Annotated in this window: 24 protein-coding genes; 12 read left to right on the forward strand and 12 right to left on the reverse strand. The window is 32.1% G+C overall.

Translation table 11 applies throughout. The annotated features are described in order from the left end of the window. Window positions 1–35 precede the first annotated feature (35 nt). Window positions 36–596: a sugar O-acetyltransferase gene (locus tag ACXX80_RS10940; RefSeq protein WP_458553203.1), complete on the reverse strand. Its 561-nt coding sequence runs from the start codon at window positions 594–596 to the stop codon at window positions 36–38. Window positions 597–636: 40 nt separating this feature from the next. Beyond that, window positions 637–1,095, reverse strand: a complete 459-nt coding sequence (locus ACXX80_RS10945) for a YciI family protein (RefSeq protein WP_458553204.1) — start codon at window positions 1,093–1,095, stop codon at window positions 637–639. Between the two features lie 180 nt (window positions 1,096–1,275). On the opposite strand from ACXX80_RS10945, the gene ACXX80_RS10950 reads away from it, so the two are divergent. The 6 genes from ACXX80_RS10950 (at window position 1,276) to ACXX80_RS10975 (ending at window position 7,330) form a co-directional block, all read left to right on the forward strand. Further along, entirely contained in the window at window positions 1,276–3,480 is a 2,205-nt protein-coding gene (locus ACXX80_RS10950) for a TonB-dependent receptor (protein ID WP_458553205.1), read from the forward strand. 230 nt (window positions 3,481–3,710) lie between these two features. Next, window positions 3,711–4,331 (forward strand): hypothetical protein, encoded by a 621-nt coding sequence (locus ACXX80_RS10955; protein WP_458553206.1) that lies wholly within the window; start codon window positions 3,711–3,713, stop codon window positions 4,329–4,331. A 78-nt stretch (window positions 4,332–4,409) separates the two neighbouring features. Then, a complete protein-coding gene (locus ACXX80_RS10960; RefSeq protein WP_458553207.1) occupies window positions 4,410–5,744 on the forward strand; it encodes a histidine kinase in 1,335 nt (444 codons plus the stop codon). Window positions 5,745–5,788: 44 nt separating this feature from the next. Beyond that, entirely contained in the window at window positions 5,789–6,094 is a 306-nt protein-coding gene (locus tag ACXX80_RS10965) for a 2TM domain-containing protein (protein ID WP_126460425.1), read from the forward strand. A 67-nt stretch (window positions 6,095–6,161) separates the two neighbouring features. Further along, the gene (locus tag ACXX80_RS10970; RefSeq protein WP_315211068.1) at window positions 6,162–6,497 is read left to right on the forward strand and encodes a 2TM domain-containing protein; all 336 of its coding nucleotides are present in this window, start codon (window positions 6,162–6,164) and stop codon (window positions 6,495–6,497) included. Between the two features lie 77 nt (window positions 6,498–6,574). Continuing rightward, window positions 6,575–7,330: a LytR/AlgR family response regulator transcription factor gene (locus tag ACXX80_RS10975; RefSeq protein WP_458553208.1), complete on the forward strand. Its 756-nt coding sequence runs from the start codon at window positions 6,575–6,577 to the stop codon at window positions 7,328–7,330. A gap of 107 nt (window positions 7,331–7,437) precedes the next feature. Here ACXX80_RS10975 and ACXX80_RS10980 read toward each other — a convergent pair whose 3' ends face one another. The 6 genes from ACXX80_RS10980 to ACXX80_RS11005 form a co-directional block, all read right to left on the reverse strand. Beyond that, on the reverse strand, window positions 7,438–7,620 hold the full coding sequence (locus ACXX80_RS10980; protein ID WP_091258074.1) for a CsbD family protein: 183 nt from the start codon (window positions 7,618–7,620) through the stop codon (window positions 7,438–7,440). Window positions 7,621–7,858: 238 nt separating this feature from the next. Then, the gene (locus tag ACXX80_RS10985) at window positions 7,859–8,632 is read right to left on the reverse strand and encodes a CDP-alcohol phosphatidyltransferase family protein (protein WP_458553209.1); all 774 of its coding nucleotides are present in this window, start codon (window positions 8,630–8,632) and stop codon (window positions 7,859–7,861) included. A gap of 63 nt (window positions 8,633–8,695) precedes the next feature. Then, on the reverse strand, window positions 8,696–9,718 hold the full coding sequence (locus ACXX80_RS10990) for a COX15/CtaA family protein (RefSeq protein WP_458553210.1): 1,023 nt from the start codon (window positions 9,716–9,718) through the stop codon (window positions 8,696–8,698). 51 nt (window positions 9,719–9,769) lie between these two features. Continuing rightward, entirely contained in the window at window positions 9,770–11,203 is a 1,434-nt protein-coding gene (locus tag ACXX80_RS10995; RefSeq protein WP_458553211.1) for a CCA tRNA nucleotidyltransferase, read from the reverse strand. 67 nt (window positions 11,204–11,270) lie between these two features. Then, window positions 11,271–11,840 (reverse strand): L-threonylcarbamoyladenylate synthase, encoded by a 570-nt coding sequence (locus tag ACXX80_RS11000; protein ID WP_458553212.1) that lies wholly within the window; start codon window positions 11,838–11,840, stop codon window positions 11,271–11,273. A 180-nt stretch (window positions 11,841–12,020) separates the two neighbouring features. Further along, window positions 12,021–12,965, reverse strand: a complete 945-nt coding sequence (locus ACXX80_RS11005) for a WaaS/CpsH family glycosyltransferase (RefSeq protein WP_458553213.1) — start codon at window positions 12,963–12,965, stop codon at window positions 12,021–12,023. A gap of 86 nt (window positions 12,966–13,051) precedes the next feature. On the opposite strand from ACXX80_RS11005, the gene ACXX80_RS11010 reads away from it, so the two are divergent. Then, window positions 13,052–13,816 (forward strand): protein kinase family protein, encoded by a 765-nt coding sequence (locus ACXX80_RS11010; protein WP_458553214.1) that lies wholly within the window; start codon window positions 13,052–13,054, stop codon window positions 13,814–13,816. On the opposite strand, the gene ACXX80_RS11015 is transcribed toward ACXX80_RS11010, so the two are convergent. Then, entirely contained in the window at window positions 13,800–14,582 is a 783-nt protein-coding gene (locus ACXX80_RS11015) for a glycosyltransferase family 2 protein (RefSeq protein ID WP_458553215.1), read from the reverse strand. The two genes, ACXX80_RS11010 and ACXX80_RS11015, sit on opposite strands and share 17 nt — an antisense overlap. A gap of 217 nt (window positions 14,583–14,799) precedes the next feature. Here ACXX80_RS11015 and ACXX80_RS11020 point away from each other — a divergent pair, with 217 nt between their 5' ends. Then, entirely contained in the window at window positions 14,800–15,558 is a 759-nt protein-coding gene (locus ACXX80_RS11020) for a glycosyltransferase family 2 protein (RefSeq protein ID WP_458553216.1), read from the forward strand. Here the strand turns inward: ACXX80_RS11020 and ACXX80_RS11025 are convergent. Further along, on the reverse strand, window positions 15,553–16,674 hold the full coding sequence (locus ACXX80_RS11025) for a glycosyltransferase family 4 protein (RefSeq protein ID WP_458553217.1): 1,122 nt from the start codon (window positions 16,672–16,674) through the stop codon (window positions 15,553–15,555). The two genes, ACXX80_RS11020 and ACXX80_RS11025, sit on opposite strands and share 6 nt — an antisense overlap. A 21-nt stretch (window positions 16,675–16,695) precedes the next feature. Beyond that, window positions 16,696–17,511, reverse strand: a complete 816-nt coding sequence (locus ACXX80_RS11030; RefSeq protein ID WP_458553218.1) for a 2,3,4,5-tetrahydropyridine-2,6-dicarboxylate N-succinyltransferase — start codon at window positions 17,509–17,511, stop codon at window positions 16,696–16,698. A gap of 265 nt (window positions 17,512–17,776) precedes the next feature. Here ACXX80_RS11030 and ACXX80_RS11035 point away from each other — a divergent pair, with 265 nt between their 5' ends. From ACXX80_RS11035 to ACXX80_RS11045, 3 genes are all read left to right on the forward strand, one after another. Then, window positions 17,777–18,532, forward strand: a complete 756-nt coding sequence (locus tag ACXX80_RS11035) for a glycosyltransferase domain-containing protein (protein WP_458553219.1) — start codon at window positions 17,777–17,779, stop codon at window positions 18,530–18,532. A gap of 103 nt (window positions 18,533–18,635) precedes the next feature. Then, complete coding sequence (ruvX, locus tag ACXX80_RS11040) at window positions 18,636–19,052, forward strand: Holliday junction resolvase RuvX (protein WP_458553220.1); 417 nt, start codon at window positions 18,636–18,638, stop codon at window positions 19,050–19,052. A 120-nt stretch (window positions 19,053–19,172) separates the two neighbouring features. Next, on the forward strand, window positions 19,173–20,669 hold the full coding sequence (locus tag ACXX80_RS11045) for a malate:quinone oxidoreductase (RefSeq protein ID WP_458553221.1): 1,497 nt from the start codon (window positions 19,173–19,175) through the stop codon (window positions 20,667–20,669). Window positions 20,670–20,733: 64 nt separating this feature from the next. Here ACXX80_RS11045 and ACXX80_RS11050 read toward each other — a convergent pair whose 3' ends face one another. Further along, on the reverse strand, window positions 20,734–22,947 hold the full coding sequence (locus ACXX80_RS11050) for an FUSC family protein (RefSeq protein ID WP_458553222.1): 2,214 nt from the start codon (window positions 22,945–22,947) through the stop codon (window positions 20,734–20,736). A 196-nt stretch (window positions 22,948–23,143) separates the two neighbouring features. On the opposite strand from ACXX80_RS11050, the gene def reads away from it, so the two are divergent. After that, a complete protein-coding gene (gene def, locus ACXX80_RS11055; protein ID WP_458553223.1) occupies window positions 23,144–23,731 on the forward strand; it encodes a peptide deformylase in 588 nt (195 codons plus the stop codon). Window positions 23,732–23,798: the final 67 nt, after the last annotated feature.

Genomic DNA, 23,798 nt, shown 5'->3' on the forward strand with positions numbered 1-23,798 from the left:
TTAGTTTTTAGGTGTTGTAATTCGGCTTAGGATATTTATTTAACATTTAATTTCCGAATTACTTTTGCCGGATTTCCTACTGCCAAAGAATTGTCAGGAATGTCTTTTGTTACTACTGAACCTGCACCAATTACACAGCCATTTCCAATGGTTATACCCGGACAAATTACTGAATTTCCGCCAATCCAGCAATCATCACCAATGGTTATTGGCAATGCATTTTCCAAGGTTTTTCTCAGTTCAGCATCCAGCGGATGTGTGGCGGTGTACAATTGAACGCCCGGAGCAAAAAACACATTGGAACCGATAGTGACTTTGGCACAATCCAAAACGACACAATTTACATTGAAATAGACATTTTCTCCACAACTGATATTATATCCGTAATCGCAAAAAAATGGAGGTTCAATATAAAGATTTGCTCCTGCATTAGGAATGAGTTCTTTTAGAATTTCCCGTGCTTTTTTGGTTATTCTGTATTCGATAACGTTTAATCGGTGGAGTAAATTTTTAGATTTTCGCCTGTCTTTTACTAAAACAGGATCGCCTGCCAAATAATATTCTCCGGCAATCATTTTTTCTTTTTCGGTTATCATAGTTTATAAATTTGAGCAAAACATATAGTTGTTTTTGCTGTTATATTTTAGTTTTTGCTATTTTATCATGAATTTTCAGTGTTTCTTGCAAAGCGGCACTTCCATACCAAAGCGTTAATTCTGCTTCTAGAAGTTTCGATTGTACCGCAGGATCTGTCGCCACAAATGTTTTGGCTTCTTCAATACTGCTGGCATTAAAAATATAAATACCTCGATAATTTTTATCATTTTTCATGAAAGGACCTGCCACAACCAACTTTCCTTCTTTTGCTAATTGATTAATATTAGCCATGTGTCCTTCAAATAATTTTTTGGTTTCTTCTTTAGTTGCAGTTGTATTGCTTCCTGTTTTTAATAAACAAAAAACATATTGCTTCATTCCGTAATCATCTGCATTCAGCGATTTTGCCAGTTTTTCATCAAATGCTGATTCCGTTTCTTGAGAAAATAATATAGTGCTAAAAGAGAATAATAAAAGGAATACGATTGATTTTTTCATTTTTTCAGAATTTGATTGTACACAAATTTAAGGTTTTCATTAATAATATAGAAAATACGTGATTTTAAATTCGAAATGTATTAGATAAAACAACTCATCCTGTAATTTCCACAGTTCAGTAATAACTTTTTCTAGTTATGATTTTTGCGATAGATATTTGCTCCATCAAAATCAAACATCATGAAACCATCATTTACTCAGCAATCAAATCATTCGAAAAGAAGCCTTACATCAATTTTCACTTTTGCTATTTTATTTTTCAGTCTGACTATTTTTTCACAAAATACAATTTCGGGGAAAGTGGTGGATGAGAAAGGAAAACCGGTTTCTGGCGCTAATGTTTTTATCGAAGGCACTTATGATGGCGCATCGACTACTGAAATGGGTGATTTTAGTTTTACGACTACTGTAAAAGGAAATCAAACTTTGGTGGTGAGTTTCCTGATTTATGAAACTTCTAAAACAGTGATTGATGTGGCTAATTTCCAAAATAAAACCATCAAATTACGAGAAAGTGTGACATCGCTTGATGCAGTCGTTATTACGGCCGGAACATTAGAAGCCGGTGACAAAGCCAGAGTTTCTGTTTTGAAACCATTAGATATTGTAACTACAGCTGGTTCTGCGGGGAATATTATTGCGGCTTTGCAAACGTTGCCGGGAACACAAACGGTAGGTGAGGACGGAAGATTGTTTGTTCGTGGTGGCGAGGCCAATGAAACACAAACTTTTGTAGATGGAATTCGGGTGGCGCAACCGTATGGCGCAACCACAAATAATTTGCCAACACGAGGTAGGTTTTCTCCTTTTCTGTTCAGCGGAATTTCTTTTTCTACAGGTGGATATTCAGCTGAATACGGCGAAGCGTTATCCAGTGTTTTATTGTTGAATACACAAGATGATCCTGACCAAAACAAAACGGAAATCTCTTTGATGACTGTTGGTTTAGGAATTGGAAATACCCAAAAATGGAAAAAAAGTTCATTGAGCGTGAATGCGAATTACATCAATTTAGCGCCCTATCAAGCGGTCATTCCTCAAAACGTGGATTGGAATAGTCCTTTTCAATCATTGTCGGGAGAAACGGTGTATCGCTATAACTTCAATAATGGGATTTTGAAAGTATATGCTGCTTTTGATTCGTCTAAATTTGATATTAATCAGGAAAGCATCAATTCAGCGGAGAAAATCAGAGTTGATTTGAATAACAATAATTTCTATTTAAATTCTTCCTACAAAGGCGTTTTTGGGAATAACTGGCAAATTACTTCTGGATTAAGTTATGGTTACAGTAAAAACAAAATAAATTTAGATTCAGATAAAGTGGCGAATGATGAAAATGCTGCTCATTTGAAATTAAAATTAAGAAAAAGCTTTTCAGAAAGAGTGAAAATATCCTTTGGAGCGGATTATTTTGTGACCCAATTCAATGAAGATTTCAACGAAAATTCAGGTTCGGTTTTTACCAATGGGTATGATTCGAACATAGCAGCTATTTATACAGAAGCTGATATTTTCTTCTCTAAAAAATGGGCTGCAAAAGTAGGATTAAGGGCTTCAAATAATGATTTGCTGAATGAAACGGCTATTTCTCCCCGAATTTCATTTGCGTATAAAATGGCTAGAAATAGTCAGTTTTCATTTGCTTATGGCGATTTTACCCAAACTCCAAACTCGGAATACATCAAATATTCTAGCAACAATCAGTTTGAAAGCGAAAAGGCATCACATTACATTTTGAATTTTCAATACAATAAAAACGGAAAAACATTTCGTGCTGAAACCTATTACAAAGACTATCGCGATTTAGTAAAATTCGACACCCAAATGGCAGCTTATAATTCGGTTTATGATAATTCCGGTTCTGGTTATGCGAAAGGTTTGGATTTGTTTTGGAGAGACGGAAAATCAATCAAAAACTTAGAATATTGGGTTTCCTATTCGTACATCGACACAGAGCGAAATTATAAAAATTTTAGTTCGCAAGTGACGCCAAGTTTTGTTGCAGATCACAGCTTATCAATCGTTACTAAGTACTGGATAAATGATTGGAAATCACAGATAGGCTTCACGAATTCATACAGTTCTGGGCGTCCTTACAACAATCCAAATGAAACGAAATTCATGAATGGAAAAACAAAATCATACAACAGTTTGAGTTTCAATTGGGCGTATTTATTGAGTCAACAAAAGATTTTATATTTCTCAGTCTCCAATGTTTTAGGTTCTCAGAATGTATTTGGATACGAATACGCAAACAATCAAGACAACACAGGCTTTTACAACAGAAAAGAAATTGTTCCTACTGCAGATCGTTTTTTCTTTGTAGGATTCTTTTGGACGATTAGCAATGATAAAAAAGACAATCAGTTGAGAAATCTTTAAAAGAAGTCATAATGTCTTAAAGTCAAAGGTCTAAAGTCCTTGTAAACGAAAACTCTTTAAACTTTATGACTTTCGACTTTATAACTTTCGACTTAATAACAATTCATCCATCAAATTCTACAGTTCAGTATCAATAAATTTTAAACCAATAAAAACCGAGATACTTTTGAAGTATAAATTATTACAACGTTTCAATCATCAAAAAAATAACCATTTTAAAACAAGAAATCATGACAAAAATTATCACCACAATCGTATTATTTGTATGTAGTTTAGTATCGGCTCAAGGGCAATTCGAGCAAGGAATGGGAAAAGCGTTCCAATTATGGGGCGAAGGAAAAAATACCGAAGCTTCAGATTTATTCGAAAGAATTGCTGCTGCTGAAAAAACAAGTTGGTTGCCTAATTATTACGTTGCATTGGTAAATACGACGACTGCTTTTAGAACGAAAGATAAAGATCAAATGAATTTATTACTTTCGAAAGCACAAAAATCATTGGATATAGAAATGGATAAAAATCCAAATAATGCTGAATTATTGGTGATGCAAGCGATGATTCATACTGCTTGGATTGCTTTTGACCCAATGACAAACGGACAAAAATTATCTGGAACAGTGATGGAATTATACGGGAAAGCCCAGGCAATCGCTCCGGAAAATCCAAGAGTTGTTTTTGGTAAGGCCGAATTTGAAATTGGTGGAGTGCAATTTTGGGGAACTGACACAAAACCAATGTGCGCACAAATTGAAAAAGCTATTGGACTTTTTGCTACTTTTAAACCTGAAACACCTTTTTCTCCAAAGTGGGGATTGGACAGAGCTTTAGCAGCACAGAAAAATTGTAAATAGGGAATAGAAATAAGAGAAAGTGAATCAATCTTAAAATCTTTTTCTTAATTGTTGCACCGGAATAAATGTCAAAATAAAATGAGTAGAATATATAAAGAACTTCAAAGAGCGATAAAATTGACAATCCTAATTTTTGCAGTGATTCAATTAGTCAATGTGGTAATGGGAAGTGAGATTTATTTCGGTAAAAGGTTGCTAGTCAATTTTTTATTTACAATGATGTATACTTTTTCTTTATACGCTGCAAACATGTTTCTTTTTTGGAAATTAGACTCTTATTTTGAAGATAAATTTTCGGTAAAAAGACTATCACTGGGTTTTATAGGTTCATTTTTAGTTTCATTAGTAGTGATTTTTTTAATGCACGTATTTGAAGTAGTGGTGTATAATAAAAATTCTTTTGACTATTTCTTGGCTAATGAAAAACCTTCAAGCTATTTAGGGTCGATAATCATCACTTTTTTTGTCACATTATCCATTTACACCATTTCATTTTACAAAGCGTATAATGAAAACAAAGTCAAAGAACAGAAAATTATTGCAGGAACAGCTAACGCGAAATTCGAGAGTTTAAAAAATCAAATTGACCCTCATTTCCTTTTTAATAGTTTGAATGTCTTAAGCTCTTTGATTGAAGAAAATCCAGATAATGCACAACGGTTTACGATTTCATTATCAAAGATTTATCGCTATGTATTGGAACAAAAAGATAAAGAGCTTGTTTCGCTTGAAGAAGAATTGGTTTTCGCCAAAACCTATATGAACTTATTGAAAATGCGTTTCGAAAATAGCTTGTTTTATGAATTACCAACGACAGCTATAAATTCAGAAGCCAAAGTAGTGCCGCTCTCTTTACAGCTTTTATTAGAGAACACGGTAAAGCATAATGTGGTTAGTGAACAAAGGCCATTGCACATCAGAATTTATGTTGAGGGCGATTATCTGGCTGTTCAAAATGATTATCAAAAGAAAGAAGTATTACAGGAACGTCAAGGCGTTGGTTTACAGAATATCGTCAACAGATATGGAATTATAACCAACAGGAAAGTCCTGATTGCTCAAAATGAGAAAGCATTTACTGTCAAAATACCCATTTTAACTAAACAAATTACAGTTATGGAAACGACTACAGATTACAATGAAAACAACGCTTATTATAGAGCCAAAAAGAGAGTGGATGAGCTTAAAGGTTTTTACGGAAACTTGATTTCTTACTGTTGTGTTATTCCGTTTTTAATCTATATCAATTTAACTTTTTCACCACATTTTCAATGGTTTTGGTTTTCTGCAGCCGGATGGGGATTTGGATTGACGATGCATGCTTTAAAGGTTTTTGGTTACAGTTCTAATTGGGAACAAAGAAAAATTCAAGAAATTTTGCGCAAAGAAGAGCAGAAACAAACATGGAAATAAGAATCAGAGCTGTTATAAACGTAAAAAAAATTAAATAAGAAATTATGGAAAATACATATCAAAATGAAGAGCGCTATTTTAAAGCGAAAAAACAAGTGGAAGAAATTAAAGGATTCTATGGGAATTTAACAGCCTATATTGTCTTTAATATTGCTCTGTTGATTATAAATTTAGTGACATCTCCTGAGCATTTATGGTTTTTTTGGCCTATGTTAGGGTGGGGAATTGGAGTAATTTTTCATGGCATGAAAGTATTTAATTATATGCCATTTTTTGGTAAAGATTGGGAAGAACAAAAAATCAAAGAGTTTATGGATAAAGAAAATGAGAGAAAAGATACCTGGACGTAAAGTCACAATTCTTCCATTACAATTGAATTGCTTTTTTAAATAATAAATGACACTTAATATCATCAAAATGAAAAGAAATTTTAATTCTGGGTTTGAAGGATTTCAGCCAGAAGACAAATACGCTGCAGCCCAACGGGAAGTCAAGAGATTGAAAGGGTTTTATACGCATTTAATAGTATATATAGCCATAAATATAATGATTGTATTCCTCAATGTTAGAGATTTGGATCCAGGAGAAAGCTATTTCAAAATAGAGAATTTCTTTACTGCATTCTTTTGGGGAATAGGAATAGTGGTACACGGATTTTCTGTTTTCTTGCCCAATTGGATTTTTGGAAGAAACTGGGAAGAGAAAAAAATCAAGGAGTTGATGGAGAAAGAGAAAAGTGAAAAATGGGAGTGAAAATGAGTATTCAGAATTCATCCCTACGCTTCTGGAGCAGTTATCAGTTAAATAACCAGATAAATGATTTTACATAAATGACCACAATAATTATAGAAGACGAAAAACCAGCTGCAAGATTACTACAGCGAAAATTAGAAAAACTAAACATTCAAGTAGGAGTGATGTTGCATTCTGTAGAAGAAGCAATTGATTGGTTTTCTAAAAATGAACATCCGGAATTAATTTTTCTTGACATTCAGTTATCAGATGGTTTGTCCTTTGAGATTTTTGAAAAAGTTGAAATTAAGAGCGCCATAATTTTCACGACTGCTTATGATGAATATGCGCTTCGGGCTTTTAAATTGAATAGTATCGATTATCTTTTGAAACCTATTGACGAAGATGATTTAGAGGTTGCTGTTTCTAAATTTAAAGCGCGTTTACCAAAACAAGAAACGGTACAGTTAGATTTTGAGCAGATTAAAAAAATGCTTTCTAATCCATTTGAAAAAAATCATAAAAAACGATTTACGGTAAAAATAGGGCAACATTTAAAGGTGATTGCTACCGATGAAATCGAATGTTTTTTTAGTGAAAATAAAGGAACATATTTGCATACTTTTGACAATAGGAATTATTTAATGGAATGCACGCTGGAACTTTTGGAACAGGAATTAGATCCCGCAGATTTCTTTCGAATCAGCAGAAAATTCATAATTCCGCTGAAAGCAATTAAGGAAATAGTAGTCTATAGCAATTCCCGATTAAAGGTTATTTTGCCTTCTTATAAAGAAGACGAAGTGATTGTGAGCAGAGAAAAAGTTTCTGATTTTAAAAATTGGATTGGGTAGTTTTAGTATAAAAAAAAACTGTTTCAAATGCAGGTTCAAAAAATCCTAAAAGGAAATTTTGTACGCTAACAATTGAAACAGTTTTAAGTAAGTTTAGGATTTAGAAATTAATCAAATAATGATTTAATTTCTTTTTCTGTCTTGCCTAATTTTTGTTGTAATTTACCCCACATTTCATCTTCTTTTCCTTCCTCGTACAATAAATCATCATCCGTTAAATCGGCAAATTTCTGTTTAAGTTTTCCTTTCAACTCATTCCAGTTTCCTTCAATCTCTTTTGAATTTGGCATAATATCTAAGTTTTAAATTACTATTTGTTCTTTACAAATTTGGGAATTTTAAACTGTAAATATGTTATACAATTCTAGGAAACTATTGTATAATTCCAATGAATTGCACGTCTCTATTTTGATTTAAGTTGGTAAATGGAATTCAGATTAAAGTTAAATTAAAACTAAAGGTATTGGTTTTTAAAAAATTGATAATCTGTTTTTTGTGTTATGTATATAGATTATGTCTATGATGGTTTTAAACCTTGAAAAACACTTTTCGGATGCCAATTATCACAAAAATTAATACAGTGTAAATTATAAAAAATGGAATGATATATTCTATTAAATTCATAGGTAACATTACCGCAATTATCAATAGTTGAAAACCCAAACCGTAAATTGAAAGTACGGTCATAAACCAGTTTGGAAACGTTTTTACTTTGTATGCTTCTTTGTCAAGTATGTGAATTATTTTGTCAAAAGTACCATAGACAATCGTATATATCCGGAATAAAACATCCACTGATTTTTGGGTTTCTCCAGGTAAAGCTCTGGGTGATTTGTACTCAAAAATTTTACTTGTGGTATCTCCGCCAACTGATTTTGTACGCAAAATAACATAGTAATAATTGTATAATGTGCCTTGTAATTGAATGCCAATAAAGGCCAAAATAGTAAGCCAAAATGATGTTTTTGAGACATAACAAATGGTCATTAAAAATAGAAAATTCAAGATGATATCGAATACGCTGTCCAAGTATCTTCCGGTGTAGGAAGGGGTGTTTTTTAAGCGAGCCAGTTCGCCATCGGCAGCGTCGATTCCGGATTTTAGCAAGATGAAAAAACCAGCTAAAAAGTACGATCTATCAAGAATATAATAGATGGCTATCAGACCGGAAACACCAAAAAGTAGCGTGACATGTATGGGAGTAAAACGGGTATTTTTTAATTGATTGGCGAGAAATTTTCCGAAAGTTCTTCCATAATCTGATAAATCTAAAAATTTATCTTGAGCGGCAAGTTTAGACATTTACGTTAATAAGCAAAGAAATGTGACAATATAGTCAGGCAATATTGGTTTTGAATTATGATTTTATTTTGATAATCTGTGCAAAGAAAATGTCATTGCTGTCAGTAAAATGAAAGCCATTACTTGGTGTATTAATCCTAACCAAAGCGGAACACCATATAGTAAAGTAAAGACACCTAATGTAAATTGTAAAAATACAATAATCACCAAAGTCTTGATTCCTCTTTTCTGTAGCACGTTAAGCAAGTGTTTACGGCTTGTAAAATACAACGCCAAAATGATTCCTACTACAACATAAGCCATAGTACGATGAACAAACTGAACGCCACTTTTTCCTTCAATTAGATTTAAAAATAAGGTGCTTTTCTCTATAAAAACACTGTCGTGAATGAATTGTCCGTCACTCATCAAAGGCCAGTGATTGTGAATTAAACCTGCATTTAGTCCCGCAACAAAACCACCATAAATGATTTGGATAACTAAAAATACTAATGCAACACGTGCAAGATTTCGCAATGGAACTATTACTTTCGATCTGTTTGGGTAAATTAAATCCAAAGCAACCCAAAGTGTATAGGCAAATGTTATGAAAGCAAATGTGAGGTGTAAGGCCAATCTAAAATGACTTACATCTGGATTGTCAATTAATCCGCTACGTACCATAAACCAGCCCAAGAATCCTTGAAAACCGCCCATGAAAAGCAAAACAACACATTTTTTAATGGTAGCAGTCGAAAGACGTTTCTTGAACAAGAAATAAACAAATGGGACTATAAATGCCAGGCCAATTATTCTACCAATAAAACGGTGGAACCATTCCCAGAAATAGATTATTTTGTAATCGCTTAGCGTAAAATCATTGTGGATATTGATTTTTTGATATTCTGGAAATTTTTTATATTCTTCAAAAGCGTGTGACCATTTTTCTTCTGTTAAAGGCGGAAAAGTATCAGTTACTAAATGCCAGTCGGTCATTGATAAACCAGAATTTGTCAATCGGGTAATTCCTCCCACTATAACCATTATAAACAATAATAAGCATCCTGATAACAACCAAATGATAACGTAATTATTCTCTTTTTTCATTGTTTAAAATTAATTTTTACAAAGGTATTTGAAATGTAATTAAATGTTAATTCAACAAGCGTTAATCTTTAATCCGATTTTTGTGGCTCTTTTTAACATGTAATCATATGCTGCCTGATATTCATTAGGAATTTCTCCTTCTAAAATTGCTTCTTTTATCGCTTCTTTTAGCATTCCGATTTCTTTCGAAGGTTTTAGGTCAAAAATCTTCATGATTTCCTCTCCAGAAATTGGTGGTTGAAAATTACGTACTTGATCGCGCTCTTCTACTTCAACAATTTTCTTTCGAACAATTACAAAATTATTGTGGTATTTCTTGAATTTATTTGGATTTTTGGTAGTGATATCTGCTTCGCACAACGTCATTAAATTCTCAACATCTTCACCAGCGTCAAATACTAAACGGCGCACAGCAGAATCTGTAACTGTGTCTTGTGACAAAACAATCGGACGCGAACTCATCATGACCATTTTTTGCACAAATTTCATTTTGTGATTCAGCGGCATGTGCAAGCGTTCAAATATTTTTTTAGCCATTTTTCCTCCCAGGAATTCATGTCCGTGAAAAGTCCAGCCTTGTTTTTTATTAAAACGTTTTGTTGGAGCTTTTCCTATGTCATGCAACAATGCAGACCAGCGGAGCCAAACGTCATCAGTATTTGGGCAAATATTGTCAACAACCTCAAGCGTATGATAGAAATTGTTTTTATGCGTGTGACCTTCTATTTCTTCAACTTGATTCAAAGCCGTTAACTCGGGAAGAATAATATCTAAAAGTCCTGTTTTGAACAAATGTAAAAATCCTATTGAAGGTTGATCTGTCGAAAGTATTTTATTCAATTCATCCACAATGCGTTCTCCAGAAATGATTTTTATTCGCTCTGCATTCTTTGTGATGGATTGAAACGAATTTTCTTCTATATCAAAGCCCAATTGGTTCGCAAAACGAATGCCTCTCAACATACGCAACGGATCATCAGAAAAAGTAATATCTGGATCCAAGGGTGTTCTAATTATTTTGTTTTTTAAATCTTCGAGACCATTAAAAGGGTCTGATAATTCTCCAAAATTCTTTTCGTTTAAGGATAAAGCCAACGCATTTATAGTGAAGTCACGACGATTTTGATCGTCTTCAAGGGTTCCGTTTTCTACAACAGGATTCCGACTTTCAAAATGATAGGATTCTTTTCTGGCGCCTACAAACTCAATTTCGGTGTCCTCAAAGCGCAACATCGCTGTTCCGTAAGTTTTGAAAACCTGAACTTTTGGTTTATTAGGAAGTAATTGAGATACTTTTAAAGCCAATTCGATTCCGCTGCCAACGGCAACAATATCAATGTCTTTTTTAAAGTCTCTGTTTAAAAGTAAATCTCTAACAAAACCACCAATTACATAACTATCTACGTTAAGTTCTTGAGAAGCTTGAGAGATGACTTTGAAAATTTTATTATTTAAGGCTTCTTTATATGAAGTTTTAATGCTCATTTTAAAAATGTTTAAAGTCTAAAGTCTAAAGTTGCTAAACTGAAAACTGGAAACTGAATACTGCAAACTATTTTCGAATCACTTTCACCTGAGAATCATTCGTTAATTTTATTATTGTCGAAGGCTTTCCGCCAATTTTTTCACGATGCAAATTTACAACATAGTCTACACCTTTTATAATTTCTGGACTAATATCTTTGAAGGCAATAGGAGTGGGTTGGCCTGATATATTTGCAGATGTCGAAACCAATGGTTTCTTCATCTTTTCCATTAATTTAAAGCAAAAAGGTTCTTTCACAACGCGAATTCCCAGTGAGTTATCTGAAGAAATTATATTGGGAGCTACATTTCTGGGTTTGTCTAGTATTAGAGTAGTTGGTTTTTCGGATAAGTCAATGATTTGCCAAGCTACTTCGGGAATGTCTTTGAAAACATTGTACATCATTTTTTCGCCATTCATCAAAACAATCATGCTTTGTGTTTCGGCTCTTTGTTTGAGTTTGTATATTTTAGTAACAGCTTCAGGATTTGTGGCGTCGCAACCTATGCCCCAAACGGTGTCAGTAGGATATAGGATGATTCCGCCTTCTTTTATGACTTCGTAGGCTTTGTGAACTTCTTCGTTGATATTTTCCATATTTTTATTTTTTGCTTATGCAAAGATATTTATTTAAAGCTGAGTAAGAAGTATGTAAACATTAGACTTTGCAAACCGAAGATGATTCAAGTTGTCTCCCACAAATGAACAAAAGTTGACATCTTTTGTGTTACTAAATTATTTTCTTGTTGTGGAAAATTTGCAAGTGACTAATTTTATTTATCGAAAAACTGCATCCACCCAATTGCTCAAAGTATATTTTTTCAAGATTAATTCGGGGATTGCTTGATATTCATTATTGAAAAAATCTAAGGGAATTACAGGGCATTCTTCGTTAATAATTAAAATGTTATTTGGGTTGTAAAAATCATAGTTTTTTATATCACTATTTGTTGTGATTAACTTTTTTTCCAATCCTAAACTTTCAAACACTCTAAAAGTTAATCCTTTTTGTTCTTTTCGGCTGATATCAAGCAACAATTTAGCACTGTGAATATAATTATTTACATCAGCAATTTGGATGTGTTTAGAAATGAACTCGATGTTTGGGTCTATTGTTTTCATTTTCTTATCAAAGACCATGATTTTATAGATAATCCCTTTTGCTTTTAAATCTGCGGCTATTTTACTAATAACTGGAAATCGTTTGTCTTTAGAACTGATGTTAAAAACTTGGTATTCAAAAGGTTTGTTAGTTTCTGATTTTGTAGTGTATATCCAATTCGTAATAAATTTTAAATTGTATTTTTCACAATCTTCTTTTTCAAAAGAAAAAACTTCATCAAAATTAGGGATGACACGAACTATTTTAGGGCAACGATATATGTTGTCGTTAAAATAAGCTATGGATTTGTTTGTGAATTTTTTAAATTCAAGAACGCATTGTGGATCAATAAAATCTCCTTTAATGGTTAGTATGACATCTTGTTTTTCTTTATTTTTTTCAAGAATCTGGATGATTTGTTTACCAAAATGTATGTTTTTTAGGTTTTTTTTAAAAAATGCTTTTAAGAAAAAGTTGTATATTCTATAAAAAAAATTAGGGTACTTGTATTTCAAAGTACTAAAATTAATATTTGTAACAACATGCCCTTTTCTTTCTAGTTCATCAGCTATTTGTCTATTGAATCCCCAATCATCATGACTTATTAATGTTATTTTCATAGTAAAAAGCTAAAATTTAAACTTATTGCAAATATAGTTTATAGAATGATTATTAAATATTTATTTTTGTGGGAAATTAAATTATTATGATGGTATCAAAAGTTTCACAACCTTTTATTTCTTTTGAAGATAAGCTAAATAAAATAATCGTGAATTATGACTATGAAGGGTTAGTTTTAATAGACGGGGATAGAAACAAAATAAAACTATTTGAATTAGACAGCATTACCATTAATATAAAATCGTTCAAAATTCCAAATTTCATTAATAAAATTATTTACAGGTATTTTAGGGAATCTAAGGCAGCTCGTTCATTTTTAAATGCAAAAATCTTGATTCATAATTATATAGGTACTCCAGAACCTATTGCATATTTTGAAGAGGTTTCCTTTTTTGGGCTTAAAAGAAGTTATTACTTATGTAAACATCTTGATGCTGATTTTATGTTTAGAGATTTAGTTGAAAATGAAAATTTTCCTGATTGTGAAAATATTTTGCGACAGTTTATTAGATTTTCATTTAATATGCATGAAAAAGGAATTGAATTTTTAGATCATTCACCAGGCAATACTTTGGTAAAAAAAAGGGCGCATGGTAATTATGATTTTTTCTTAATTGATTTAAATCGAATGAATTTTCATGAAAAAATGGATTTTGATTCTCGAATGAAAAATTTGAGCAGGCTTGTTACAAAAAAAGAGATGATCTCTATTATGAGTGAGGAATATGCAGTTTTATATCATAAATCATATAGTGAGGTTTTTGAAAAGCTGTGGCATTACACTACTGATTTCCAAGAAAAATTTTGGCGAAAAAGAAAAATGAAAAAGAAGCTTATTTTTTGGAAATAAAATATTTTTTTTTCCAGAGATGTCTAAGTTCTTGATGTCTAATAAATACAGAGTAGGCTCTTAAATAACAAATGATTATTCCTTTTTTGCTATCAAGAAAACCTAAACGAATACAGTAATTATATAGAAAGTCGTAGGCAGGGTGCAGTATTTGATGTAAAGTTGAGCTTTTTTGCTTATTAATAAATTTCTCTTGAGCTTTAAGCTTACCGTAATGAACCATTTTTGCTTTATAAGATTCATAATTAGAATAGGAAAAATGTATTAGTTTATTTTTTAACGTTGCAATCTCTCCATCAGTAATTAATTTTTCATGTATTAATTTTTCATTTGAATATTTAGCAAATTTTTTATTAAATAATTTGAATATTTTGTCAGTTTGACATCCACTAAAATGTAAAACACTATTTTGAAACATAAATGTTCTGCGAAACATGAAAGCAATTTCATTTTCATTTTTTTTCAGAGTTTCTAATATTTCATGTGTTAGTTCGGGAGTTAGTCTTTCGTCAGCATCTAGAAAAAGAATCCAATCGTAAGTTGATTGTGATATTGCAAAGTTTCTTTGGGAACTAAAATTTTCAAATTTTTTCTGTAAAAAAATAACATTTTTAAAAGAATTTGCAATTTCCTTTGTTCTGTCTGTACTGAAAGAATCTACAACAATTATTTCATCTGCAAAACTTAAATCAGTTAAAAGCTGACGTATATGGTCCTCTTCATTTAATGTAATTATTAAGGCTGTTAGCTTTACATTGCAAATCATATAATTATGTTTTTTTATAAAATAAAATATTCAAAATGTTTACTATTTGACTTTAAAGGTAGATTTAAGTTTGTTTTAATTGTAGTAGATGATGTTTTATATTCTTTGCAAATTTATTGATTTTTTGATTACTATTTTTAAATTAGTTTTGTCTAATCTTATCGCATTGTCTATAATGTTATACATTTGCACCATATAATTTGTAGAGTTTTTTATTATGGCAATTAGTGGTTTGGTTATAACATTTAATGAAGAGAAAATGATTGGCGCGTGTATTGATGCGCTTTTAAAAGTTTGTGACGAGGTTATAATTGTAGATTCATATAGTACAGATGGAACGGTTGAAATAGCTAAAAATAGAGGTGCTGTAGTTATTCAACAAAAATTTTTAGGAGATGGTCCTCAACGTTCATTTGGTCTGCCATATTGCAAAAATGACTGGATATTGAATCTTGATGCTGATGAATTTTTAGATTACGATTCAGTTGGTTTCATTCAAGAAAAAAAGTATTTGAACACAGCGCATGATGCTTTTAGTTTTAGAGTTAAGAATTTTCTCCAAGATAAAATAATTGATTTTGCAGGATGGTATCCTGATCATAAAATACGTTTCTTTAATAAAGAATCAGCACATCCATCTAGTGATAAAGTGCATCAGAAAATTATTGCTACTAACCCTAAAAAATTAAAGACTCACATACTGCATTATGGTAGTCATTCTTTTTTTCAAATTATTGCAAAAAAAAATCAATATGCAGATTGGAATGCACAGCAATTATTTGATCAAGGTAAAAAAGTAAGTTGGATTAAACCAATATTAAATGGAGTAGTTTCGTTTATTAGATGTTATTTTTTCAAAAAAGGTATTTTTAATGGAATCGATGGGTTGACCATTTCTCTAACTCAGGGATATTTTTCCTATATTAAATATGCGAACCTTATACAATTACATAAAATTAGTAAGAAAAAATCATAATTTCAAAAGATTATTGTAAGAAGTAATCAACTGCTTTACTACAACTTCATCGTCAAATTTTTGAACAAATTCCCAGCCTTTTTGCGTGATTTCATCGCGCAAATCATCATTTTGAAGTAATTTCAGAATAGCGTTTTCCATTTCAGTAACACTTGTCGGATTCACGTAAATAGAATTTGGTCCTCCAGCTTCCGGGAAAACGCCATCACGAGTTGTTATTACAGGGGTTTTAGAATACAATGCTTCAATAATAGGAATTCCAAATCCTTCATATAAGGATGGATAAACAAATACTTTAGCTAATTTGTATACTATTGCCAATTCCTCAAGGCTTAATTCTTTTAAGAATAGGACTTTATCTTCTAAATGATGCTCTGAAATGTAGTTTTTAATTTCGTTTGTGTAAGCGGTTTCTTTGCCAACTATGACTAAATAAGTGTCTATGTTTTTTATTGCTTTTACGGCTAAAAGAATGTTTTTTCTAGTCTCAATTGTCCCTACGTTAAGTATGAATTTTTTGGGTAAATTAAATTTAGTAATAACTTCTTTATATTCCTTGTCTGAAAAGTCCTTTTTAAAAACAGCATGACAACCTTGGTAAATAACTTTTATTTTTGAAGCGTCAATTTTTAAAAACTCAACGATATCTTTTTTGGTCTGTTCACTAATTGCTATAACCAAATCTGCTTGTTGAGCGGATTTTTTGAATTTATAAAAATGAATTTTTCTGTCAAAGAAAGAATAAAGATGTGGGTATCTCACAAATATTAAATCGTGAATGGTAACCACACTTTTTATTTTATTTGCACGCAATCCGAGGGGTATTTCTCCTGATAAACCATGAAAAATATTGATTTGATCTTTTACTAAATCTTCTGTAACTCCTTTTTGTCTCCATAAATTATAAAATGTAATGAAAAAAAAAGATGATGGTTTTTTTTCAAAAACATTAGTATTATTGGCTTGAAATAGTTTTGTATCTGAAGGCTTAGGATTGTATAAGAAATAATTATTTTTATGAGAATATTGGCTGAGTAAGCGTATTAAATCCCGGCTATAATTGCCAAGTCCTGTTTTATTATGAAAAACTCTTTTTGCTTCAAAGCCAATATTCATTCTTTTTGTTTTTAGTATTTGTTACACAGCTACGTTATATTCGCGTAAAGCATCATTTAAAGATGTTTTCAAGTCAGTGGAGGCTTTTCTTTGTCCGATAATTAGTGCACAAGGTACTTGAAAATCTCCTGCAGGAAATGATTTTGTATAACTTCCCGGAATTACAACGGAACGAGCAGGAACAAAACCTTTCATTTCAACTGGAGTTTCACCTGTAACATCAATGATTTTTGTAGAGGCAGTCAGACACACATTGGCACCAAGAACGGCTTCTTTTCCAACATGAACGCCTTCAACTACAATACATCGCGAACCTATAAAGGCACCATCTTCAATGATTACCGGAGCCGCTTGCAAAGGTTCTAAAACTCCACCAATACCAACACCACCGCTTAAGTGTACGTTTTTACCAATTTGAGCACAGCTTCCTACGGTTGCCCATGTGTCTACCATAGTCCCTTCGTCAACATAAGCACCAATATTTACATAACTTGGCATTAAAATAACACCGCTTGAAATGTATGCTCCATAACGAGCCACGGCATTAGGAACGACACGGATTCCTTTTTCAGCATAACCTCTTTTCAATAACATTTTGTCATGGTATTCGAAAATCCCAGATTCCCATGTTTCCATTTTTTGAATAGGGAAGTACATAACGACCGCTTTCTTAACCCATTCGTTTACTTGCCAGGAATCTCCTTTTGGTTCTGCAACACGCAATTTTCCAGTGTCTAATAATTCGATAACGGATCTAATAGCGTCAGTAGTTGTAGTTTCTTGTAACAAAGCGCGGTTTTCCCAAGCTTGTTCTATAATCGGTTGTAATAGATTCATTTTTTGATAATTTTTGACAAAGATAGGATTTTTAGCCAAAAGCAAAAAAGCAAAATGATTCGAAAATGTTACAGATTTAACTTCTTGTTTAATTGTCTTTTTACAAGTGGTAAGATTTGATTTTTACTTTTCAAAAAGTATATCTTTGCATAACTTTAATAGAAAGTGTTTTCATGATAAAACAATGGAAAGGTTTTTTCATCGCAGTGGGTTAATTAATGGAATGAATTATTGATATCTAAACGGAGAACCATAAATTATAATAATGAATAAAGTAAAAAAAATTGCTGTCTATACTGCATTTTTTGGAGAAGGACACGGGCTGATAAATCAACCTAAATATGATAATGTTGATTATATTTGTTTTACGGATGCTGAAATAAAAAGTAAAACATGGAGGATTGAAAAAGTAGAGCCACCGTGTGCAAATGATAATACCAGAAATAATAGGTATTATAAAATTTTGCCACACTTACATTTAAAAAATTATGACTTAAGTATATACATGGATGCAAATTTCTTACTGTTGAAGGATCCTAATAGTTTTGTTTTCAGCGTATTAATGGATAAAAGTTTTGCCAGTTTTAATCATCAAGAAAATTTTAGAGATCCTATTAATTGTATTTATAAAGAATATGATCATATAATGGAATATGGCGCTAAAATTGGAAGTTATAAGGATGATCCTAAAGTAATGGAACAGCAAATGGATAGATTCAAGAATGAGGGGTATCCCGCAGATAATGGATTAATGACTGCAGGAGTGATGATAAGAAAACATAATGAACGAGATGTTATCGAAGTGATGGAATCATGGTGGGATATCGTAAAAAATGAAAGCAAACGCGATCAATTAAGTTTTAATTACGTAATCTGGAAAAAGAATTTCACTAATTATATTTATCTGAAAGGAGATATTAGAAAAGGAAATCCATGGTTTTATTTTGTAGGTAGCCATCGTAAAAATTATAAGACTAAAATGTTTAAATTAAAATTTAAGAGATTATTTTTAAAGTTTTAACAATTATGAAAAAGGAAGTGGTCAAAACAAGGCAGGTGATTTTGAATTATTAATCAAGTGTGAGGGGTAATATTTATCTTCTTTTTATATTTACAAAAAAAAAATGCCAAGAATTCTCTCTATAGATTACGGTCAAAAACGAACCGGTATAGCCGTTACTGATGAAATGCAAATCATAGCTTCAGGACTGACTACCATTCCATCTGCAACTGCAATTGATTTTTTGAAAGACTATTTTTCCAAAGAGAAGGTAGAAGCTGTTCTTATTGGTGAACCCAAACAAATGAATGGTGAACCTTCAGAAAGTGCTTCTATAATAAAAGGTTTTGTAACGCATTTCACGAATCATTTTCCGGATATTAAAGTCATTCGGGTAGATGAACGTTTTACTTCAAAAATGGCTTTTCAAACAATGATTGACAGCGGACTTAGCAAGAAACAGCGCCAAAATAAAGGACTTATCGATGAAATTTCTGCAACGATAATGCTTCAGGATTATTTGACTCGAAAGATGTTTTGAAAATCCAACTGCAATGCCTGTCAAGTGACTAAAATAGATTTGTAATTCTTTACTTTTTAACAATAATTTGTTATATTTTTTTTACATATATAAAGTATCTTTGCATTTTAAAATTTTGTTATGCCCGATACAACCATTCGTTCGCAAAGTGATGTAGTTCTTATAGGAGCTGGAATAATGAGCGCCACTCTTGGCTTAATCCTAAAAGAGTTACGACCAGATATAAAGATTGAAATTTACGAAAGATTAGATATGGCTGCTGCAGAAAGTTCTGATGCATGGAATAATGCCGGAACTGGACATTCTGCTTTTTGTGAGCTTAATTATACTCCAGAAAGTGAAGATGGAAGCATCAATCCAAAAAAAGCAATCAGTATTGCAGAATCTTTCGAGGTTTCTAGACAGTTTTGGGCCTATTTAGTGCAACAAAATAAAGTTTCATCACCTGAAAATTTCATTAAAAGTATTCCTCACCTGAGTTTTGTTTGGGGAGAAAAAAATGTAGAATACCTTAAAACAAGGTTTGAGGCTTTACATTCGAATCCTCTTTTTAAGCAAATGGTTTTCAGTACTGATTTTGCTCAATTAAAAGAATGGATGCCTCTGGTTATGGAAGGTAGAAATGAATCTGAGAAAGTTGCGGCAACGTCAATGGCTATTGGTACCGATGTGAATTTTGGAGAATTAACCCGAAATATTTTTAGTTATTTAACTAAATTGGAAGGAGTTACGATGTATTTCAATCATGAGGTCCAAAAATTAAGACAACGTGAAGATAAATCTTGGAGGATAAGAATTACTGATTTGGCTACTGGCCAAAAAAGAAAAGCATATACTAAATTCGTATTTATAGGTGCTGGTGGCGGCTCATTACCGTTACTAGAAAAAGCAAATGTTCCAGAAGGAAAAGGCTATGGCGGTTTCCCTGTGAGCGGACAGTGGTTAAAATGTACCAATCCTGAGGTAATTGCTAAACATCAGGCAAAAGTATATGGAAAAGCGAGTGTGGGTGCGCCCCCAATGTCAGTTCCACATATTGATTCCCGAATGATAAATGGAGAAAGACAACTGCTTTTTGGTCCTTTTGCAGGTTTTTCTACTCGATTTTTAAAAAATGGTTCCTATTCAGATTTGCCTTTATCTATAAAACCAGATAATATCATTCCTATGATTGCTGCCGGTATTAAAAATATACCACTTACAAAATATTTGATTGAGCAAGTGCGTCAGTCTCCTAAAGACCGAATCAATGCGTTGAGAGAATATGTTCCAGGTGCAAGATCTAAAGATTGGAAATTAGAGCGTGCTGGACAACGTGTGCAAGTGATAAAAAAAGATGAAAAAGAAGGTGGAATACTAGAGTTTGGTACTGAAGTCATCACAACTGCTGATGGAACTCTAGCTGTTTTACTTGGTGCTTCTCCTGGTGCTTCAACCGCAGTTTCTATTATGGTGGATTTAATTGGAAGATGTTTCAAAGATGAAATTGGAACTCCGGAATGGCAGGAAAAATTAAAAGTTATGATTCCTTCTTATGGTCAGACTTTAAATGATAATCCAGATTTATTAACCGAAATAAGAAAAGATACTGCTTCTGTTTTAAAACTGAATAATTAGAAAAGTTAGCAATAAAATACAAAGCGCTGGAATTAGAGAATATCTAATTCCAGCGCTTTTTTCTTTAAGATTCCATTAATTCTTTTGTAGTTTTTAAAATATTTTCAGAAAGATTAGTCAACCAGATTAATTGCTCTATAACTAATTGAGCCTCTTGCATTTTCAATTGAAATGCCTCTTCATCAATAGGGATTCCTTCTTTTAATTCCTTCGCTCGTATATTTTTTAATTCCGTAAATCGCATTGCTAAATCTTCTTTCGGGAGATTTTCTTTTAGAAATAAATCATTTTCTTTCAAAAGAACAATTGCATTATCCAGATTTCTAATCACAGTATCGACAACAACATTAAACGCTTCAGAAGCAGACGTAGTTTTGTGCGATTGGATGTACGTTCCCAACGAAGCTGATGACGATAGCAACGAATGATTAAGTACCGCTAATTTATAGACTTGTGGTAATTGCTTTTGTTTTGACTTTGGTTCTTGGACCATCCTTTGGAAAGAAGCCATCAAATTACCTATTTCGATAAAAGCATTTTTTCGAGCTAAACGATACGAAGTAGAAATAGTCCCTTTTTTATTATAAAAAATCGAAATTTCTTTTAAGTAATTCTGATTTGCAATAATCGATTTTTCTACGTGGGACGGAATATTTAAGAACTCCCACGAAGGCCATAAAAAGTGATTGGCAAGGAAAGCCAAAGTACAACCTACAATGGTGTCAAGTATTCTATATTGAACTACATCGCCAATATTAGGAGTTAATATCCCGTAAATAAAAACAACATACATAGTCACGAATATGGCGCTAACCTTATAATTTATTTGGGTAAATGAAAATCCTAAAAGCATGCTTAAAATAGAAAGTATACTAATTGTGATGTTGTCATGTACTAATGAAAGAATCCCAAAAGCGATTAATCCTCCTATGATAGTACCAAAAATTCGGTGAAAAGAACGCTGTTTTGTCAAACCATATCCAGGTCGCATAATAACTATAATAGTCAACAAAATCCAATAGACGTTGTGAAAAGGCAGTATGTTTCCGATGATAAAACCAATTAACAATGTTATGGTTAATCGTAGCGAATGTCTAAAAATAGTAGAAGAGAAACTGAGATTTTCAATTAAAGTGCTCAAAGGATAATACTGTGGCGTCAGGAATTTTTCTAAATCTTTGTCTTTTTCTTTAAAGTCCTGTGAATTGAAGGCTAGCGTAAAAGCACGCTCTACAATTTTTATTTTCTCTACTTGTTTTTCAGCATACTGCAGCATGGTGGTTAGCATAAAAACACCTTCGGAAGCAGCAATTTTTCCTAAATCATTTTCATAATCGGTAATGGCAAGTTGTAAAGCATTCAAATCACCTAGTAACGTATGTTTAGAAATATATTTAGTTCGGTTTTGTACGCTTTTGGATAATTTTTTTAAACTTGCGGCAAGATTGTATGCTAATTTTTGATATGTCAACAAAACCTTTGGATGGTCGTCAAATTTTTGATGCAATTTATCATGGTCGAATGAAGTAGCTAATGCAAGTTCCAAAATTTCCATCAATGAAATAAAAACGATTAACATTTTTCGGTTTTGATTAGAAGATCCAGAAGTCGTATGGTTGCTAATCAATACTTCTCTTATGTTTTGACGAATGGTGTTCAGTTCTACCTGAAGGTGTAGTTGCTTTTCGATAATTGCTTTTTTATCAGCATTAATCGTCCATAAATCGCCTCGAAGCTTTAAATATTTAGCCGTAAGCTTAATGCATTCTGCAATTTGTAATTCGACATAGCGATGAGGTCTTACATAATGAAAAACAAGCGAAATCATTAGGTAAAACAATCCTCCAGATAATATTAAAAGAGAATGTTGAACCATCGCCCAACCGGTATTGATGCTTGCAAATGCTAATGAAATTGAAATCAGAGCAGAGAAAGAAACCATAGTAGATCGTTGTCCATAGACAGAAAGCATAGACATCAGAAAAATTAATACCGCTAAAAAAGGATAGAAAATAAAAGAATAGGGATAGACAATATTTACTAACAAATTGACACCTGCAACAAGTAAAGCTGTAACCAGAATACCGTTTATTTTATGTTTTAGATTACTTGGAATGTCACTTGGATAAGTAAAAAAAGCACCTAAAGCAATGGTAAAACCTATTTCGAATTTGCCTAAAAAAGAAAGCACTACAACTGGAATAACTGCTGCTATAGTTACTTTTAGAGCATTAGTAAAATAAGTACTGTCAGTAAATTTTCGGATTTTGTAAATCATACACTTGGGTTACAAGCAAAGGTAAGAATTGAGTGACTCAATCAAAGCATAATTTGCCCTGTTTTTGCCTAAATGGTAAAAAAATACTAATTATCGATACAGGATTATTCATTGTCTATTTTTTTACTATTTTTGCGGACTGAATTAAAGGGAAACTTATTCTCATTTTTAGTATACAATGCTTAATACAAAAACAATGATTTTACCAATTATAGGTTACGGTGATCCAGTTTTAAGAAAAGTAGGCGAAGTTCTTTCACCAGAGCATCCTAATTTAAAAGAAACGATTGCTAATATGTACGAAACGATGTATAATGCCTATGGTGTAGGGCTTGCCGCACCTCAAGTAGGATTGGCACTTCGTTTATTTGTAATCGATACGACTCCTTTTAGTGACGATGAAGAATTAGATGATACAGAACAAAAGGAATTAAAAGGATTCAAAAGAACTTTTATCAATGCAAAAATGATAAAAGAAGAAGGTGATGAATGGAGTTTTAATGAAGGTTGCTTGAGTATTCCGGATGTTAGAGAAGATGTATATAGAAATCCAACTATAACAATTGAATATTGTGAAGAGGATTTTGTAATGAAAACGGAAGTTTTTGACGGATTGATTGCCAGAGTAATCCAGCATGAATATGATCATATTGAAGGAGTATTATTCACAGATAAAATTTCGACATTAAAAAAACGATTGATTCAAAAGAAACTTAAAAATATTTTGGAAGGAAAAACATTCCAAGACTACCGAATGAAATTTTTTGCTAAAAAAGGAAGATAAAACAGTTTTTATAGCTTTATCTTGGTATCATTTTTGGTTCTAAATGAAAAAATAAATAAGTCAAATT

It is taken from the genome of Flavobacterium sp. GNP002, from assembly GCF_054343795.1.

Bases quoted from the DNA above. Each gene is read 5' to 3' on its own strand.
- ACXX80_RS10940 (WP_458553203.1), bottom strand. From the start codon at position 596: ATGATAACCGAAAAAGAAAAAATGATTGCCGGAGAATATTATTTGGCA.
- ACXX80_RS10945 (WP_458553204.1), bottom strand. From the start codon at position 1,095: ATGAAAAAATCAATCGTATTCCTTTTATTATTCTCTTTTAGCACTATA.
- ACXX80_RS10950 (WP_458553205.1), top strand. From the start codon at position 1,276: ATGAAACCATCATTTACTCAGCAATCAAATCATTCGAAAAGAAGCCTT.
- ACXX80_RS10955 (WP_458553206.1), top strand. From the start codon at position 3,711: ATGACAAAAATTATCACCACAATCGTATTATTTGTATGTAGTTTAGTA.
- ACXX80_RS10960 (WP_458553207.1), top strand. From the start codon at position 4,410: ATGAGTAGAATATATAAAGAACTTCAAAGAGCGATAAAATTGACAATC.
- ACXX80_RS10965 (WP_126460425.1), top strand. From the start codon at position 5,789: ATGGAAAATACATATCAAAATGAAGAGCGCTATTTTAAAGCGAAAAAA.
- ACXX80_RS10970 (WP_315211068.1), top strand. From the start codon at position 6,162: ATGAAAAGAAATTTTAATTCTGGGTTTGAAGGATTTCAGCCAGAAGAC.
- ACXX80_RS10975 (WP_458553208.1), top strand. From the start codon at position 6,575: ATGACCACAATAATTATAGAAGACGAAAAACCAGCTGCAAGATTACTA.
- ACXX80_RS10980 (WP_091258074.1), bottom strand. From the start codon at position 7,620: ATGCCAAATTCAAAAGAGATTGAAGGAAACTGGAATGAGTTGAAAGGA.
- ACXX80_RS10985 (WP_458553209.1), bottom strand. From the start codon at position 8,632: ATGTCTAAACTTGCCGCTCAAGATAAATTTTTAGATTTATCAGATTAT.
- ACXX80_RS10990 (WP_458553210.1), bottom strand. From the start codon at position 9,718: ATGAAAAAAGAGAATAATTACGTTATCATTTGGTTGTTATCAGGATGC.
- ACXX80_RS10995 (WP_458553211.1), bottom strand. From the start codon at position 11,203: ATGAGCATTAAAACTTCATATAAAGAAGCCTTAAATAATAAAATTTTC.
- ACXX80_RS11000 (WP_458553212.1), bottom strand. From the start codon at position 11,840: ATGGAAAATATCAACGAAGAAGTTCACAAAGCCTACGAAGTCATAAAA.
- ACXX80_RS11005 (WP_458553213.1), bottom strand. From the start codon at position 12,965: ATGAAAATAACATTAATAAGTCATGATGATTGGGGATTCAATAGACAA.
- ACXX80_RS11010 (WP_458553214.1), top strand. From the start codon at position 13,052: ATGATGGTATCAAAAGTTTCACAACCTTTTATTTCTTTTGAAGATAAG.
- ACXX80_RS11015 (WP_458553215.1), bottom strand. From the start codon at position 14,582: ATGATTTGCAATGTAAAGCTAACAGCCTTAATAATTACATTAAATGAA.
- ACXX80_RS11020 (WP_458553216.1), top strand. From the start codon at position 14,800: ATGGCAATTAGTGGTTTGGTTATAACATTTAATGAAGAGAAAATGATT.
- ACXX80_RS11025 (WP_458553217.1), bottom strand. From the start codon at position 16,674: ATGAATATTGGCTTTGAAGCAAAAAGAGTTTTTCATAATAAAACAGGA.
- ACXX80_RS11030 (WP_458553218.1), bottom strand. From the start codon at position 17,511: ATGAATCTATTACAACCGATTATAGAACAAGCTTGGGAAAACCGCGCT.
- ACXX80_RS11035 (WP_458553219.1), top strand. From the start codon at position 17,777: ATGAATAAAGTAAAAAAAATTGCTGTCTATACTGCATTTTTTGGAGAA.
- ruvX (WP_458553220.1), top strand. From the start codon at position 18,636: ATGCCAAGAATTCTCTCTATAGATTACGGTCAAAAACGAACCGGTATA.
- ACXX80_RS11045 (WP_458553221.1), top strand. From the start codon at position 19,173: ATGCCCGATACAACCATTCGTTCGCAAAGTGATGTAGTTCTTATAGGA.
- ACXX80_RS11050 (WP_458553222.1), bottom strand. From the start codon at position 22,947: ATGATTTACAAAATCCGAAAATTTACTGACAGTACTTATTTTACTAAT.
- def (WP_458553223.1), top strand. From the start codon at position 23,144: ATGATTTTACCAATTATAGGTTACGGTGATCCAGTTTTAAGAAAAGTA.